This window comes from Rhodococcus sp. NPDC056516 (assembly GCF_042794655.1).
Taxonomy (GTDB): domain Bacteria; phylum Actinomycetota; class Actinomycetes; order Mycobacteriales; family Mycobacteriaceae; genus Rhodococcus_F.
This window is the reverse complement of record NZ_JBHTTG010000003.1, coordinates 459,699-475,112: the sequence shown is the minus strand read 5'-3', so window position 1 is coordinate 475,112 and position 15,414 is coordinate 459,699. Positions and strand designations below refer to the sequence as shown.

At 63.5% G+C, this 15,414-nt stretch carries 14 protein-coding genes; 6 read left to right on the top strand and 8 right to left on the bottom strand.

Features of this window, described 5'->3' with window-relative positions; genetic code table 11:
- The first annotated feature begins 21 nt into the window (after window positions 1-21).
- Window positions 22-1,512, top strand: coding sequence for an acetyl-CoA acetyltransferase (locus ACFQ6Y_RS11560; protein WP_378632213.1), 1,491 nt, complete (start codon window positions 22-24; stop codon window positions 1,510-1,512).
- An 80-nt stretch (window positions 1,513-1,592) separates the two neighbouring features.
- On the opposite strand, the gene ACFQ6Y_RS11555 is transcribed toward ACFQ6Y_RS11560, so the two are convergent.
- Entirely contained in the window at window positions 1,593-2,831 is a 1,239-nt protein-coding gene (locus tag ACFQ6Y_RS11555) for a DUF222 domain-containing protein (protein WP_378632208.1), read from the bottom strand.
- Window positions 2,832-3,120: 289 nt separating this feature from the next.
- Here ACFQ6Y_RS11555 and ACFQ6Y_RS11550 point away from each other — a divergent pair, with 289 nt between their 5' ends.
- Window positions 3,121-3,618, top strand: coding sequence for a TetR/AcrR family transcriptional regulator (locus ACFQ6Y_RS11550; protein ID WP_378632203.1), 498 nt, complete (start codon window positions 3,121-3,123; stop codon window positions 3,616-3,618).
- Here the strand turns inward: ACFQ6Y_RS11550 and ACFQ6Y_RS11545 are convergent.
- From ACFQ6Y_RS11545 to ACFQ6Y_RS11530, 4 genes are all read right to left on the bottom strand, one after another.
- Window positions 3,615-5,423 (bottom strand): ABC-F family ATP-binding cassette domain-containing protein, encoded by a 1,809-nt coding sequence (locus ACFQ6Y_RS11545; protein WP_003946255.1) that lies wholly within the window; start codon window positions 5,421-5,423, stop codon window positions 3,615-3,617. The genes ACFQ6Y_RS11550 and ACFQ6Y_RS11545 overlap by 4 nt on opposite strands.
- Complete coding sequence (locus ACFQ6Y_RS11540) at window positions 5,423-6,358, bottom strand: 4-(cytidine 5'-diphospho)-2-C-methyl-D-erythritol kinase (protein WP_378632198.1); 936 nt, start codon at window positions 6,356-6,358, stop codon at window positions 5,423-5,425. The genes ACFQ6Y_RS11545 and ACFQ6Y_RS11540 overlap by 1 nt, the downstream gene beginning before the upstream one ends.
- Window positions 6,359-6,439: 81 nt before the next feature.
- Window positions 6,440-7,216, bottom strand: a complete 777-nt coding sequence (locus ACFQ6Y_RS11535; RefSeq protein ID WP_378632194.1) for an ABC transporter permease — start codon at window positions 7,214-7,216, stop codon at window positions 6,440-6,442.
- A gap of 37 nt (window positions 7,217-7,253) precedes the next feature.
- Complete coding sequence (locus ACFQ6Y_RS11530; RefSeq protein WP_378632191.1) at window positions 7,254-8,234, bottom strand: ATP-binding cassette domain-containing protein; 981 nt, start codon at window positions 8,232-8,234, stop codon at window positions 7,254-7,256.
- 97 nt (window positions 8,235-8,331) lie between these two features.
- On the opposite strand from ACFQ6Y_RS11530, the gene ACFQ6Y_RS11525 reads away from it, so the two are divergent.
- Entirely contained in the window at window positions 8,332-9,300 is a 969-nt protein-coding gene (locus ACFQ6Y_RS11525; RefSeq protein ID WP_378632187.1) for a helix-turn-helix transcriptional regulator, read from the top strand.
- 96 nt (window positions 9,301-9,396) lie between these two features.
- On the opposite strand, the gene ACFQ6Y_RS11520 is transcribed toward ACFQ6Y_RS11525, so the two are convergent.
- A complete protein-coding gene (locus ACFQ6Y_RS11520) occupies window positions 9,397-9,600 on the bottom strand; it encodes a cold-shock protein (protein ID WP_003946232.1) in 204 nt (67 codons plus the stop codon).
- A 314-nt stretch (window positions 9,601-9,914) separates the two neighbouring features.
- On the opposite strand from ACFQ6Y_RS11520, the gene ACFQ6Y_RS11515 reads away from it, so the two are divergent.
- Genes ACFQ6Y_RS11515 through ACFQ6Y_RS11505 form a run of 3 tightly spaced genes read left to right on the top strand, consistent with a single transcriptional unit; the run spans window position 9,915 to window position 13,307 of the window.
- The gene (locus tag ACFQ6Y_RS11515) at window positions 9,915-10,124 is read left to right on the top strand and encodes a heavy-metal-associated domain-containing protein (protein WP_003946267.1); all 210 of its coding nucleotides are present in this window, start codon (window positions 9,915-9,917) and stop codon (window positions 10,122-10,124) included.
- 7 nt (window positions 10,125-10,131) lie between these two features.
- On the top strand, window positions 10,132-11,046 hold the full coding sequence (locus tag ACFQ6Y_RS11510) for a hypothetical protein (protein WP_378632184.1): 915 nt from the start codon (window positions 10,132-10,134) through the stop codon (window positions 11,044-11,046).
- Window positions 11,046-13,307, top strand: coding sequence for a heavy metal translocating P-type ATPase (locus ACFQ6Y_RS11505; protein ID WP_378632180.1), 2,262 nt, complete (start codon window positions 11,046-11,048; stop codon window positions 13,305-13,307). Before ACFQ6Y_RS11510 ends, ACFQ6Y_RS11505 begins: the two co-directional genes overlap by 1 nt.
- A 61-nt stretch (window positions 13,308-13,368) precedes the next feature.
- On the opposite strand, the gene rsmA is transcribed toward ACFQ6Y_RS11505, so the two are convergent.
- Together rsmA and ACFQ6Y_RS11495 are read right to left on the bottom strand one after the other, a co-directional pair.
- A complete protein-coding gene (rsmA, locus tag ACFQ6Y_RS11500) occupies window positions 13,369-14,268 on the bottom strand; it encodes a 16S rRNA (adenine(1518)-N(6)/adenine(1519)-N(6))-dimethyltransferase RsmA (RefSeq protein ID WP_003946263.1) in 900 nt (299 codons plus the stop codon).
- Window positions 14,269-14,277: 9 nt separating this feature from the next.
- Entirely contained in the window at window positions 14,278-15,405 is a 1,128-nt protein-coding gene (locus tag ACFQ6Y_RS11495) for a resuscitation-promoting factor (protein ID WP_214885100.1), read from the bottom strand.
- Window positions 15,406-15,414 lie beyond the last annotated feature (9 nt).

The window sequence follows — 15,414 nt, the reverse complement described above, 5'->3', positions numbered from 1 at the left end:
CGGGTCGGCAACGAGAGGTACATGATGGTTGACGCATCACGAATCCCGGTCATCGTCGGCGTCGGCGATCTGCGCTGGAACCCAGCCGACGGGCACCGCGAACCTCTCGATCTGATTCACGACGCCACCGTTGCCGCCTTGAACGACAGTGGACGCACTGAGCTGGGAACACAGATCGATTCCGTGTACGCGGTCAAGACCGTCAGCTGGTCGTACGACGACCTCCCCGGACTGCTCGCCTCGCGACTGGGCGCGACTCCCACGATCACCTCGACCTCTCCGATCGGTGGCCACTGGCCCGCGGCGCTCCTCGATCGGATCGGCGCGTCCATCGCCCGCGGTGAATCTTCGGTTGCTCTGCTCGTGGGCGGAGAATCGCACGCCAGCAGCACCGCGCTGCGAAAGTCCGGAGTCACCCCCGACTCGATCGGGTGGACGGCAGCGCCCGGAGGGCCTCCCGGATTCGATCCGACCGACCTGGGAAGCCCCGAAATGCAGCGCGCCGGCTTCATCGTGCCTACGCGCGTCTACCCGCTCTTCGAGAACTGCTTCAGTGCAGCCGAGGGCCACGGCGCCCGCGAATCGCTCGCCTGGTCCGCGAGGATGTACGCCGCGTTCTCTGAGCTGGCATCGAAGAATCCCGCCTCCTGGACGTCGGAGATCCGATCGGCGGAAGAGATCGGCACCGTCGGCCCCGGCAATCGGATGGTCTCCGAGCCGTACCCACTGATGCTCAATGCCATGCCCTTCGTCAATCAGGCTGCGGCCGTTGTCGTCTGCTCGTTGTCGACGGCCCTCGAATTCGGTATCGACGAAGGCAAACTGGTCTACCTCTGGGGCGGCGCGGGTGCCAGTGATCCATTGGACATCCTCAGCCGCAACGGCTTCGACAGCTCAGCCGCGATGCACGACGCCGTGCATCGCACACTCGATGGTGCCGGAGTCGGTGCCGACGCACTCGACATCGTGGATGCCTACAGCTGCTTCCCGATCGTGCCCAAGCTGTTGATCCGCGAACTCGGGCTCCCGGATACCGCGATCCCGAGTGTCACCGGAGGTCACTCGTTCTTCGGTGGGCCCCTCAACAGCTACACCCTGCATTCCGTCGCCGAGGTCACCAGGCAAATTCGTGACGGCGCCAACCTTGCCCTCGTCCACGGCAACGGTGGATTCCTCACCTACCAGCACTGCGTACTGTTGTCCGCCGCTGCTCATGCTGACGGGTACGTCGGCGATCCCGACGCACGCGCGCTAACTGCGGAGGTTCCGGAACTGATCACTGGTTACACAGGCGCGGCGGAAATAGTCACGGCCTCTGTCGAATACGGCCGCACCGGCGAGCCTGAGATCGGGTTCGTGATCGCGACGACGCAGGACGGCCGCCGAGTCGCCGGTCACACTGGTCCCGAGAATGCCGCCGAACTGACGCAGCTTCGCGGTGACAACCCGCCGGCGATCGGGCGAACTGTTCACATCAGCGACGAGAACGGGCGACTCACGCTCACGTTCTGACAGTAGCGTTCTGACAGTAGACAGCGGTGAGCACCGGGGCATGGTGATGCCCCGGTGCTCGAGCCTTCAGTTGTGGAGGTTCACGCCGCTGTCGGTGGACTGTTCCCACCGATCGGCTGTTGATACGGATCGATCGACATCGGCGGATAGAACACCGATTTGCGATCCGGCCCGATCTCCACCCGCCACTCCGTGTGGTGCAGCGTCCGGTGATGATGGCCACACAACAAGATCAGATTGTCGAGATCCGTTGGGCCGCCATCATTCCAGTGAACAATATGATGAGCATCGCACCACCCCGACGGTGTCCCGCACCCCGGAAACGCACACCCACCATCACGCACAGCCAACGCCCGCCGCTGGGGTACCGTCGCCGTTCTCGCTTCCTTGCCGCACTCGAGCGGAACACCATTCTCATCCAACAAAATCCGGGTCACGGTGCAGTCGCACGCCAACATCCGCGCGGTATCGATGCTGATCGGGCCCACCCAATCCGTCCACGCGAACCCCAGTTCCTGAGTCGACGGCAGTAGATCCTTCAAGGCTTTGAGGTCGGTCATGTCTTTTGCGCTGGCCGTGACCGTGATGTGCGGTTTCACCCCGCCCTCGATCGGACCCAACCCCGCCCGCTCGTACCGCCGCAACAACTCGCAAAACCCGTCCGCCCGCCGCAGCGCCGGAGTGCGAGTGTCCTTCACGCCATCCTTCTCCGGCGTCGGCGCCGACAAACTCGACAACAACGTGATCAGACGGGCACCGTTCACCGCATCCAAATCGCCCTTCACCGACACGCGCCCATACAAACCTTTCGAGGCGTAGAACTCGTTACGCTCCGAATCCTCCCCGACAGGGACGCCGTCTTCGCGTTTGCCGTACTGCTTTTCGATCCGCCGGATCGCTGCCCGCACCGCATCACAATCGGCAATGTTCTTCGACGCCAGGTCGAGCAGGATCCTGCGGGCCTTGTCCACATCCGTCGGGGTCATGTTCTTCGGCGGATGCTGACAAAACGACGCCACCTGACGGGCCTTCAACGCATCAACGTCACCCCGGTGAAAAGCATCGGCGACAACAGGTTCGAGCAACAGCAACCGCGCCAGACTGACCAACAGACTGCACTCACCGATCTCCAAATTCGTCGAACCGTGCAACCACTGCGCGATCGCCCGAAAACCCTTCCCGACCACAGTCTCCCGGGAAAACATCTCCACGATCAGCAACACCATCCGCGACTGCAACTCGTGCCGGGCACGCACCAGATCCAGAACCTCACACTTGAGGCCCTCACCATCCAGCTGCCACGCATCCCGACTGTCCATGCTCAAAGTTTAATCGAACATACTTTCGATAACCAGAGACATAACGGACAACTTCAAAAGCAAAGAACACCCGAGACCCGTTGAAGTACATCAACATTCAGCTAGTCGTCAAAGACGACGCGATAGAGGACGTATCCCGCGAAACACACAATCGCAACAACGCACAGCACAAGCAGGATGTCGAAAAAGATGACCACGCTTCACCCCCAATCAGTTCGACCCACCGGCCACTTCTCCGTGCGGAGAAATTCTCCAAGTGGAGAAGAGGCTAGCACGGTATCTTCTCTGCGTGGAGAAATCGACGCGAGAAGCGCTTCTGGACGCTGGGCTCGAACTACTGGGCCGGGTTGGGTTTCGGGCTTGGTCGACGAGAGGCGTCGAGGACGAAGCCGGCGTGCCACACGGCAGCGCACGGCACTACTTCGCAAACCAACGTGGACTGATAGTCGAAGTGGTGCGACATCTTCTGGACGGTGATCTTCCTCGCCCGGGCGAGACACCGAAGCAACAGGTGGCCCGATGGCTGGGACCCGAGTCCGGTCGCACTCGTGCTCGCTACGAACTGATCATCGCGTCATTCCACGATCCCGACCTCGCAGTGGAACTGGTACGTGGTCGGGATCGATTTGTTGCCATCTTGATCGAACGCGGCATGACCTCGTCCGATGCAGCGGAATTGGTCGCAGCACTGGACGGGCTCGTTCTGGACGCACTGCTGCGCAGGCAGGCGCCGGAAACCCTGGATCCAGAGCGAACCTTCAAGAAGTTCGGGGCGAAGTTCCCCTAGCCGTCCAGCTCCGCGAAGAGCTCCATCCACTGCTCTTCGGCGGCTTCCTTGTCGGCGATGACCTGCTTGAGTTCTGCGCCGAGCTTCTGCAGCTTGTCCGGGTCGGTGGCCGCGTCGGCCAGTGATGCGTGCAGCTTCTTCTCACGGTCGTCGAACTTCGCGATGGACCGCTCGAGCTTCGAAAGCTCCTTGCGCGCAGCGCGATCCGCGGCACCGTCGCGAACCTGCTTGCTCTTCGACGCACCACTCGCGGTCGAGGCAACTGACGGGTTGTCGCCATCCCCCATCGCGGCGCGTCGACGCAGGTAGTCCTCGATACCGCCGGGCAGGTTGGTGAGCTTGCGATCACCGAAGAGCGCCCAGGTGGTGTCACAGATTCGCTCGATCAGGTACCGGTCGTGCGAGATCACCACCATGGTGCCTGCCCAGCCGTCGAGCAGATCCTCGAGTTGCTGAAGCGTGTCGATGTCGAGATCGTTGGTGGGCTCGTCGAGAAGCAAGACGTTGGGCTCGGCCATGAGAACACGCGTCAACTGCAGACGTCGGCGCTCACCACCGGACAGGTCACCGACGGGGGTGCGTTGACGCGCCGGTGTGAAGCCCAGCCGCTCAGCGAGCTGACCAGCCGATACTTCCTTGTCACCCAGGGTGATTCGCTCGGCTACGTCCTTGACCGCGTCGAGTACGCGCATGTCGGTCGGAAGATCGTCTAGTTCCTGCTTGAGCCAACCGATGTGGACGGTTTGTCCCTGAATGCGCTTTCCGGCTGCAGGCTCGAGTTCGCCGGCCAGCGTCCGCAGCAGCGTCGTCTTGCCCGAGCCGTTGACGCCGACCAGGCCGACACGCTCGCCCGGCGCCAGACGCCAGGTCAGATCCTCGACGAGTACGCGGCCGTCCGGGGTTTCCAGACGCGCGTCTTCGAGTTCGATGACTACCTTGCCGAGCCGACGCTGCGCGAACGACGCGAGCGCCACCGCGTCACGAGGTGCCGGAACGTCGGCGATCAAGGCTTCTGCTGCTTCGATGCGGTACTTCGGCTTGGACGTACGGGCAGGAGCACCGCGGCGCAGCCACGCCAGTTCCTTGCGCGCAAGGTTGCGGCGACGCTCTTCGGAAGCGTCGGCCTGACGGGAACGCTCGGCACGGGCGAACACCCAGTCGTTGTAGCCACCCTCGTAGCTTTCGACGCCGCCACCGACAACCTCCCAGGTACGGGTGGCGACAGTGTCGAGGAACCAGCGATCGTGGGTCACGACAACAAGCGCACTGCGACGTGAGACGAGGTGCTCGGCCAACCACTGAACACCTTCGACGTCGAGGTGGTTGGTGGGCTCGTCGAGCACCAGCAGATCGAGGTCCTGAACAAGAGCTGCAGCCAGCGCGACGCGACGACGCTCGCCGCCGGACAGGCCGTCGACCTTGGCGTCCAATGCAGACCGCTCGCCGCCGGCGCCCAGGTTGTCGATGCCGATACCCGAGAGCACCGAACGGATGCGCGCATCGCCGGCCCACTCGTGCTGAGCTACTCCGAGCGGCCCCAGGACCACTTCACCGACCGTGGAGCCGGGAGGCAGTACACCGCGCTGCGTCACGACGGCCATCCGCAATCCGCCGACGCGGCTCACTCGTCCCGAATCCGGCTGCTCCACACCCGCGAGGACCTCGAGCATCGTTGTCTTGCCGCCACCGTTGAGACCGACGACGCCGATGCGCTCGCCTTCCTCGACGCCCAGGGAGACCCCGTCGAGCAACGGCTTGACGCCGAAAGACTTCGACACGTTTTCCAGATTGATCAGATTCGCCATCAGTGCTGTCCCTTTGCCGCATTGTCGAGTATTCGTGCTCCGGGAACAGGTCCGCTCGCCACGCGAACGGTGCGGCACACCCCCGCTCCCGCAAGTTCTGCGCTCACTTCCACCGCGGACTGTGCGTCGGCGCAGAGAAACGCGCATGTCGGTCCGGAGCCGGAGACGATGCCGGCCAAAGCTCCGGCTTCGACGCCCGCTCGCAGCGTCCGTCGTAGGTCCGGGTTGAGTGAGAGTGCTGCCGCCTGCAGATCGTTGCCGAGGAGCGGCGCAAGCAGATGAGCGTCACCGGTGGTGAGCGCCTGAATCAACGCATCGGCGCTGCCCAGCCGTTTCGGGGAACCTTCGGCCCGCAGCTTGTCCAGTTCGCGGAATACGACCGGTGTGCTCAAGCCGCCCTTGGCCAGCGCCAGCACCCAGTGGAAGGTGTGGCGGGTCAAGACGGGCACAAGTTGTTCGCCGCGGCCGGTCCCGAGGGCGGTGCCACCGTGCAGGGAGAACGGAACGTCGCTCCCGAGGCGTGCGGCGAAGGCGTCGAGATCAGGTCGTGAGAAGTCGAGCTTCCACAACGAGTTGAGCGCAACCAACGCAGCGGCCGCGTCGGCGCTCCCACCGGCCATTCCGCCTGCGACGGGAATGCCTTTCTCGATGACGATCTCGACGTTCGGGGCCACGCCACCCTCGACCGCGAGCATCTCGGCGGCACGCCACACGAGATTGGTGCGATCGGTAGGCACGGCCGCGGCGTCGTCGCCGATAACCCGCACGGTCAGGGTGTCCGCAGGCGCCACCGTGACGGCGTCTGCCAGGGACAATGCCTGAAACACCGTCGTCAGTTCGTGATAGCCGTCCTCGCGCAGGTCCCCGACGGCAAGGTGGAGATTCACCTTGGACGGGGCCCGGACGACTACGGGGCGAGGAACGACGGAGAGCACAAGGAACAACAATAGGCGCTGCGAACACCTGGGCGAAAACCTGCGACCGCCACACCCCGTCCGACAGCCAGTACACCCACGCTATTTCACCGCGCGCACACCCACGCCCAGACCGACAACCGCAACGCCCACAGCGGCCACGATTCCTGCCAGAACGCTGCCCGACGCGAAGTCACCGGCAAACAGTGCCCGCTCGGCATCGACGACATAGCCCAGCGGATTGACGTTCACGAGGACCTTCATCCAACCTGGCGCATCATCGAGTGGAAGCATGGTTCCGGACAGGATCAGGAGCGGGAACATCAGCGTCTGCTGAACGACCCAGAACATCCAATCCTGCTCCCGCACAGCCAGAGCGAGAGCGTACGAGAGCGCACCGAGTCCGACGCCGAACACTCCGAGCAGGACGATCCCGAGCGCGGCGCCCGCTGCGTTGACGTCCAGTCCGAGCGGAAGTGCAACCAGAATGATCAAAATCGCCTGCGCGGCAAGCGGAACCATCTCCTTGCACGCTCGCCCGATCAACAAGGACGAGCGTCTGAGCGGAGTCACCAACATTCGCTCGTGCGATCCCTGCTGCATCTCCATCAGGAGGTTGGACCCGGTCATCGTCGTTCCGAAGATCGCGATCATCACCAACACACCGGGAATGAACCAATTCCATACGCCGTCACCGGTACCCGGGACCCCTTTGAGCAAAGGCCCGAACAACGCCAACAGGATCAGCGGCTGAATCAAGCTGAAGATGACGCTGACCGGGTCGCGCAACATCGGTCGCAGTTCACGACCCATCACGACGGCGCTGTCTCGAACGATGTTGCCGTGCACGGTACGTGGGGTATCGAGCGTGATTGTCATGGCAGATTCCTGTTCTTCGAAGTACTTTGTCGTGGTTTCAGGAAGCGACCGCGGCGGCGCTCTCGCGCAGGCTGCGACCGGTGAGGGTGAGGAAGACATCGTCAAGAGTCGGCCTGGTGATGTCGGCGGTGAGAGCGCGGGCACCTCGGGCATCCGCTTCACGCAGCAATACCGGTAGCGTCGAATCACCCTCGCCGGCACGGATACTCACCGTGCTTGCGTCGACAGTGACTTCACGGACAGTGACAAGTTGCTCGGCCACCGACGCTGCGACACCGGCCGCCTCGATGCTGTCGAAGGTGAGCAGAAGATGATCTCCCGCAAGATCCGCCTTGAGCGCGGCAGCGGTATTGTCCGCGATGACAGTGCCCTCGTCGATGACGATGACCCGCTCTGCCATCGAATCCGCTTCTTCGAGGTAATGCGTGGTCAGCACGATCGTCGTGCCCATCTCGCGCCGCAACCGAAGGATGTGGTCCCAGAGGTTGGCCCGACTCTGCGGGTCCATTCCCGTGGTCGGCTCGTCGAGGAACAGAAGAGGTGGGCGATGGACCAGACCCAGAGCGATATCGAGCCGCCTGCGCTGCCCGCCCGACAGAGTGCTGACCTTCCGAGTGCCCAGATCGGTGAGTTCGAGATCACCCAGCAACTCGTCGGCTCGAACCTGCGAATCGGCCTTGGACATTCCGTAGCACAACCCCTGCGTCACCAACTCGTCGCGAACCCGCTGGTTGTGGCCGGCGCCGTTCCCCTGTCCGACGTATCCAAGGCTCGAGCGCACCTCGTTTCGTGCCGCGGAGATGTCGAACCCTGCGATTCGCGCGCTGCCGGAGGTGGGCTCGAGCAAGGTGGTCAACATTCGCAACGTCGTCGATTTTCCGGCACCGTTCGGCCCCAGCAAGGCGACCAACTCGCCCTCCGCTACGTCGAGCGTGACTCCCTTGACTGCTTCCACGAGCTTCTTGCCCTGAGCGAAGTGCTTGGTGAGCGCCTTCGTCTCGATCATCGGTCTGCTCATGATGTGGCCCCAATTTCTGCTCGACTGGTCGGATATGGACCAACCTAAATTCAATTGAGGACTCATACGGTCCTAAATGTTTGGCAGACTTCGTGCCATGAAGGAGACATCGGCTCGCCTACTGCGGTTGCTGTCACTGCTCCAGACGCGTCGAGACTGGTCCGGTGCCGAACTCGCAGACAAACTCGCGATCACCCCGCGCACGGTTCGACGTGACGTGGACCGCCTCCGCGATCTCGGTTACCCCGTCGACGCAACGGTCGGCGTCGGCGGCGGATATCGCCTGGGTGCCGGCGCGGAGATGCCTCCGCTACAGCTCGATGACGAGGAAGTGCTCGCGGTTGCGCTCTCCTTGCAGTCCGGAGCGACCGGCTCCGTAGTCGGCATCGGCGAGGCCTCGATGCGCGCGCTGGCGAAACTGCGTCAGATCATGCCGTCGAGGCTGCGGCACCGTCTGGAGTCACTGTCGATCGACGTCGTGCCGCGCGAACCGGCAGCTAGCGCGGTCGATGCGTCGGTCCTGTCCGCCATCGCGTCCGTGTGCCACAACCACGAACGCTTGAGATTCGACTACAGCACACACGACGGCACGCAGAGCCGGCGCGAAGTGGAACCGTATCGGCTCGTACGGTCGGGTGTTCGGTGGTACCTGGTGGCCTGGGATCTCGCTCGCGAAGACTGGCGGTCATTTCGCGTCGACAGGATGGAACCCAAGATCCCCACCGGTCCGCGGTTTACGCCTCGGGAACTACCTGCGGGCGGTGCAGCAGACTTCGTTTCCCGCGGTGTCACTCGAGCCTATTCCTCCACGCGCGCAACAGTTCTACTGCATGCACCCATCGAGCAGGTAGCACCCATGGTCAGCGAACAGTGGGGATCAGTGGAGTCCACCGACGAAGGGCGTTGCGTCATAGCGCTTTCGGGCACTTCCCTACGGTCGATCGCACAGTGGCTCAGGGCTTTCGACGTCGATTTCACCGTTGTCAATCCACCTGAACTCCGCGAAGAATGCCGGACCATCGCGGCGGAAACGGCAGTCACCACTCAGCGGTATCTCGATGCGTGACAGCGCTTTTCACCCAAACGCAACAAGACCCCAACTCCGAAGAGTTGGGGTCTTGTCAGTACGTCATGCGTCGGTTGCCCGACTTACATGGACGTCTTAGACGATGGTAACGCCGGTGGCCTGCGGGCCCTTGTTGCCCTGACCGATCTCGAACGCCACGCGCTGGTTCTCCTCGAGAGTGCGGAAGCCGCCACTCTGGATCTCGGAGTAGTGAACGAAGACGTCAGCACTGCCGTCTTCGGGAGCGATGAAGCCGAACCCCTTCTCGGAGTTGAACCACTTCACGATGCCCTCTGCCATGTAAATCTCCTCTAACACAGTGTCAACAGGCAGTCGCTTCGACCGCCCGGGTCACTTACTACGACCGTTCTGAGACAAATCCGTGGAGGATGTCCAAACGCTCGCAACCTAACCATTTGCGAGCGTGGAAACACAAACACAAACACTTACGACCAACACAAGTAGACCACACATCCGCCGTGTTGTCTTCCCTGAGGCCTTCATCACTGCCCAACCCGTTGACAGGCATACCCCCTGGGGGTACCTTCGATTGCAGAGCGATACCTACACCGGGTATCCGTAAAATGAGTTTTCCACAACCGAAGGGATCTGCGATGACCACCGCCGAATACACCGTTTCCGGAATGACCTGCGGACACTGCGTCGGATCCGTCAAGGAAGAGATCGGCAACATCGCGGGCGTAACCGCGGTGGATGTCGAATTGGCGAGCGGACGCGTCGTTGTCACCAGCGACGCTCCCGTCTCCGCAGCCGACGTCGTCGCAGCAGTCGACGAAGCCGGCTACGCAGTCGTACCAAGCTGAGTCAGCTGTGCGCACCTCGACAACACTTGCCGCCTACGCCGTAGGGCTGGTCGCCGTCTTCGGCGCCGCCCTCGGTGTGGGGGCCGCAATCGGAAGCCCGATAGACATGTCCACTACCCAGCACAGCACCCACGAATCAACCACCGGATCGATGCCAGGCATGGATTCGGCAACACCCGCAGGGCTCGAAGTCTCCTCCGGCGGTTACACACTCACCGAAGTAACCGCACCCGATCGAGCTGGGGAGCCGGGAACCTTGACCTTCCGGATTCTCGACAGCAACAACGAGCCCGTCGTCGATTTCGACCTTCTGCACGAGAAGAAGCTCCACCTCATCGTCGTCAGAAACGACACCAGCGAGTTCCGCCACGTGCATCCTTCGCTCGCCGCAGACGGCACCTGGTCGATCGACTGGACCTGGCCTGTCGCCGGTACCTACCGAGTCTTCGCGGACTTCGACCCCACCGACGGCACCCAACTGACACTCGGCCGAAACTTCGACGTGGCAGGCGAATTCGCTCCTGCTCCGCTGCCGGCGAAGAGTGCGACCGCAACTGTCGACGGATACACCGTGACTCTCGACGGTGATCTGACCACTGCCGGCGGCCCGATCACGCTGAGCGTTGCTCGCGACGGAGCCCCGGTCACCGATCTCGATCCGTACCTCGGTGCCTACGGTCACCTTGTCGCTCTGCGCACCGGCGACCTCGCCTACCTGCACGTTCACCCCGAGGGTGAGCCGGGCGACGGCGTCACTGCTCCCGGTCCGGACATTTCCTTCCATGCACAGGCGCCGAGCGAAGGAACGTATCGCCTCTTCCTCGACTTCCAACACGAAGGAGTGGTTCGCACCGCCGAATTCACGGTTGATGCAGGCACTTCCGCAGCTTCAGTTCCAGACAATCACGAGGGAGGGCACTGATGACGTCACCGACTGCGGTCGACAATGCTGCCAACTCGAGTAGCGTCGAACTCGCGATCACCGGAATGACGTGCGCTTCCTGCGCGTCACGAATCGAGAAGAAGCTCAACAAGATCGACGGCGTCACAGCCACCGTCAACTACGCGACGGAAAAGGCCAAGGTCACTTTCCCGGACGGGGTACCCGTCGAAGATTTGGTCACTGCCGTCGAGAATGCCGGCTACGCCGCCGCGCTCCCCAAGCCGCCGAGCGCGCCCGACACCGTCGACCCGGACGCGGAAACCCCGCAGGATCGCGATCTGCGCGAGCTTCGCACCCGCCTGATCATCTCGACTCTGCTCTCCGTACCGGTCATCGCGATGGCGATGGTTCCTGCGCTGCAGTTCGACAACTGGCAGTGGCTCTCCCTCACGCTGGCCGCACCGGTCATCGTGTGGGCGGCCCTTCCCTTCCACCGTGCCGCCTGGGTGAACCTGCGTCACGGCGCCGCCACGATGGACACGCTCATCTCCCTGGGCACCATCTCGGCATTCGTCTGGTCGCTCTACGCACTGTTCTTCGGCACCGCGGGCGAAGCCGGTATGAAGCACGCCTTCCGGCTGACGGTCGACCGGATGGACGGCAGCGCCAACATCTACCTCGAAGTTGCCGCGGGCGTCATCACGTTCGTACTGGCCGGACGCTACTTCGAGCACAAGTCCAAGCGCACGTCCGGCGCCGCACTACGCGCACTCATGGAGCTCGGTGCGAAAGACGTCGCGGTATTGCGCAACGGCGTCGAAGTACGAATCCCCGCCGAAGAACTGGCAGCGGGCGACTCCTTCATCGTTCGGCCCGGCGAGAAGATCGCCACCGACGGCATCATCACCGAGGGCCGCTCAGCCGTCGACATGAGCATGTTGACGGGTGAATCCGTGCCGGAGGAAGTCGGTGTCGGGGACACCGTAGTCGGCGCCACCGTCAACGTCGGTGGAACCTTGACCGTCCAGGCCACCCGCGTCGGGAGCGACACCCAACTCGCCCAGATGGCGGCACTGGTCGAAGACGCCCAGAACGGCAAGGCCGAAGTTCAGCGCCTCGCCGATCGGATCGCCGGTATCTTCGTGCCGGTCGTCATCGCGATTGCCGTTGCGACACTGGGCTACTGGCTCGGTACCGGTAACCCTATCGAGATGGCCTTCACCGCTGCGGTCGCCGTGCTGATCATCGCGTGCCCCTGTGCCCTCGGATTGGCAACGCCCACAGCCCTGTTGGTGGGCACGGGTCGCGGAGCTCAGATGGGAATCCTCATCAAGGGACCCGAGGTGCTCGAATCGACGCGCGCAGTCGACACCGTCGTGCTCGACAAGACGGGAACCGTCACTACCGGTCAGATGACATTGCTGGACACAGTGGTGGGCGAAGGAACAACCGTCGACGAGGTCCTTCGGCTGGCGGGCGCACTCGAACATCGCTCCGAGCACCCCATCGCCGCAGCGATCGCGAAGGGTGCGACCGAAGCCGTGGGCGAATTGCCTACGGTCGAGGATTTCGTGAACGTCGCCGGGCGCGGCGTACAGGGAATGGTCGACGGTCACGCCGTCGTCGCCGGCCGAGACGCGCTGCTCGCCGACTGGTCGATGCCGTTGCCGGAAAATCTCCGCGAGGCGAAGGCTGCAGCAGAGAAGGCCGGGCGCACCGCAATCGCGGTGGGCTGGGACGGCAAGGCGCACGGCATCCTCGTGATCGCCGACGCGGTCAAGGACACGAGCGCCGAAGCAATCGCGCAGTTGAAAGCACTCGGCCTCGAACCGGTTCTGCTGACCGGTGACAACGCCACCGTTGCTCGCACTGTCGCGGATCAGGTCGGGATCAGCACCGTCTTCGCCGAGGTCATGCCTGCGGACAAGGTCGACGCCGTCAAGAAACTGCAAGCGGAAGGACGCGTCGTGGCCATGGTCGGCGACGGCGTGAACGACGCGGCAGCCCTGGCTCAGGCCGATCTCGGCCTGGCGATGGGCACGGGTACCGACGTTGCGATCGAGGCCAGCGACATCACCCTGGTGCGCGGTGACCTGCGGTCGGCAGCCGATGCAATTCGACTGTCCCGCAAGACGCTCAAGACCATCAAGGGCAACCTGTTCTGGGCATTCGCCTACAACACGGCAGCGATCCCGCTGGCTGCGGCCGGCCTGCTCAACCCGATGCTCGCCGGTGCCGCAATGGCATTCAGCAGTGTGTTCGTGGTGAGCAACAGCCTGAGGTTGCGGCGGTTCAAATAGCAGGGGGCAAAGCCCTTGTGCGCGGTTAGGGAGTCCCTGCACTCCTTAACCGCGCACGGGGCTATTCGCCTCCAGCCAGCCGAACGAAGGCTGCTGCGTCGAGCATCTCGCCACGCGTCTGTGGCTCGATGCCCGCAGCGAGGAGCCGTCGTTCGGCTTCGGCAGGCGAACCCGCCCAACCACTGAGCGCGGCACGCAAAGTCTTGCGGCGCTGCGCGAATGCGGCGTCGATCGCAGCAAAGACCTGCTTGCGGTGCTTCTCGTCCATCGGCCACGGCGGCTCCGCATACCGGTCGATACGAACCAGACCTGATTCCACCTTGGGTACCGGCCAGAAGACGTTGCGTCCGACGGCGCCGGCGCGGCGAACCTCGCCGAAGAAGTTGGCCTTGACGCTGGGAACGCCGTAGATCTTGCTTCCCGGATCAGCCGCCAGTCGATCGGCAACCTCGGCTTGCACCATCACGAGTGCGGTCCGCAGACTCGGCAACGATGCAAACAGGTGCAGCAGTACCGGCACCGCGACGTTGTACGGAAGGTTCGCGACCAGCGCGGTCGGCTCGCCGGGTATCTGCGAAGGCAACACACGCATTGCATCGGCTTCGACGACGGTCAGGCGATCGGCCAGTTCCGGCGCTCGCTCGGCCACCGTCTTGGGGAGGCGGGCCGCGAGGTTGGGATCGATCTCGACCGCGATGACACGATCGACCACGTCCATCAGCGCCATCGTCAGCGAACCGAGACCGGGCCCTACTTCGAGGACGACGTCGTCACGAGTGACGCCTGCGGTGGTGACGATGCGTCGCACGGTGTTGGCGTCGTGAACGAAGTTCTGCCCCAACTGTTTCGTGGGTCGGACACCGAATTCCTCGGCAAGAGCGCGCACCTCGACCGGACCGAGCAGGGCTGCCTGCCCGCGCGGAGTAGCGATGGGTTCGTTCGATTGTTCGGCGTCTGACACCAGTAGAACTTATCCCAGTCCGAGACGACCCGAGCACGACGGCCATGCGCCCCAGCCCTGAGTGCGCTGCGTCTGGGTCGCAATCGCGATCTGCTCTTCACGGGTGGCGAGGTCGGCGCGGGGCGCATATTTCAACCCGCCCTGTCGTTCCCAGGTGTTCTGATCGAACTGCACGCCGCCGTAGAAACCGTTGCCGGTGTTGATAGCCCAGTTACCGGTGGCCTCGCACTGTGCGAGCGCATCCCACGTCGAACCGTTCTCCACGGGCGGCACCTCGGTGCCCGGCTTCGTTCCGACACGCACGACCTTCGGCTGAGCCGGTGTGGTGATCGTCTCCGACACCTGTGTGCGTCCGGCCTCGACACCGTTGACGAGATTGACGGCGAACGTCACGTCGCGCACGCCGGGAACGCCCGGGTTCTCGACGGTCGTACGGCTCTGGTTCATCGTCGGATCCTCGATGCGCTGATCCGGCGGATCGAGCGGCAAGGTCTCGATCTTGTTCTCGGTGCGGTTACGCGTCACCGTGACCTCGAGGCCCTCGGTCAGCGGAGCATCGGCGGCGGGAACAACCGTGTCCGACTGCTCGAGCGGCGTTCCGTTTGCGGTGAGGAACTCCCCTACCGTCGGAGCCGCGATACGCACGTCTGCTGCCGCGTTTGCGCCGTCGACCAGTTTTGCGACAACCGGTGTCAGCACGTCCAGCGCGGCGCCGTCGAGCGGAAGACGCTGCGAGCGCGAAGCCGACACGTGCACATCTGCTGCGACATCCAACTGCTTCAACGCGTCGTCGACGGTCAAAGCGGTGGTCCAGAGCTTCTGCGGCTGACCGTCGACCGTCAGCGTGATCTCTCGCGCGCGACGGAGCACCACGGTGTCGCCGTCGGACAGTGAAGCGTCGGCCGCGGGAGCAACTGCGTCCTTGTCACCGATCGGGTAACCCGCATCCTCGAGAGCTCCGTCGACGTTGGTCGACATGGTGCTCAGGCGAATCTGCTCACCGTCGACGTCGAGGGTGATGGTCTTGTGCCGGACTACAGCGAGAACACCGCCCACGAGGACGGTCAGAAGGAGCGCGGCGATCGCCGAGTACAACAACGGCGACCTGGTCGAGTTGATCTTGGCGAACGGTGACATCGGTTCCTG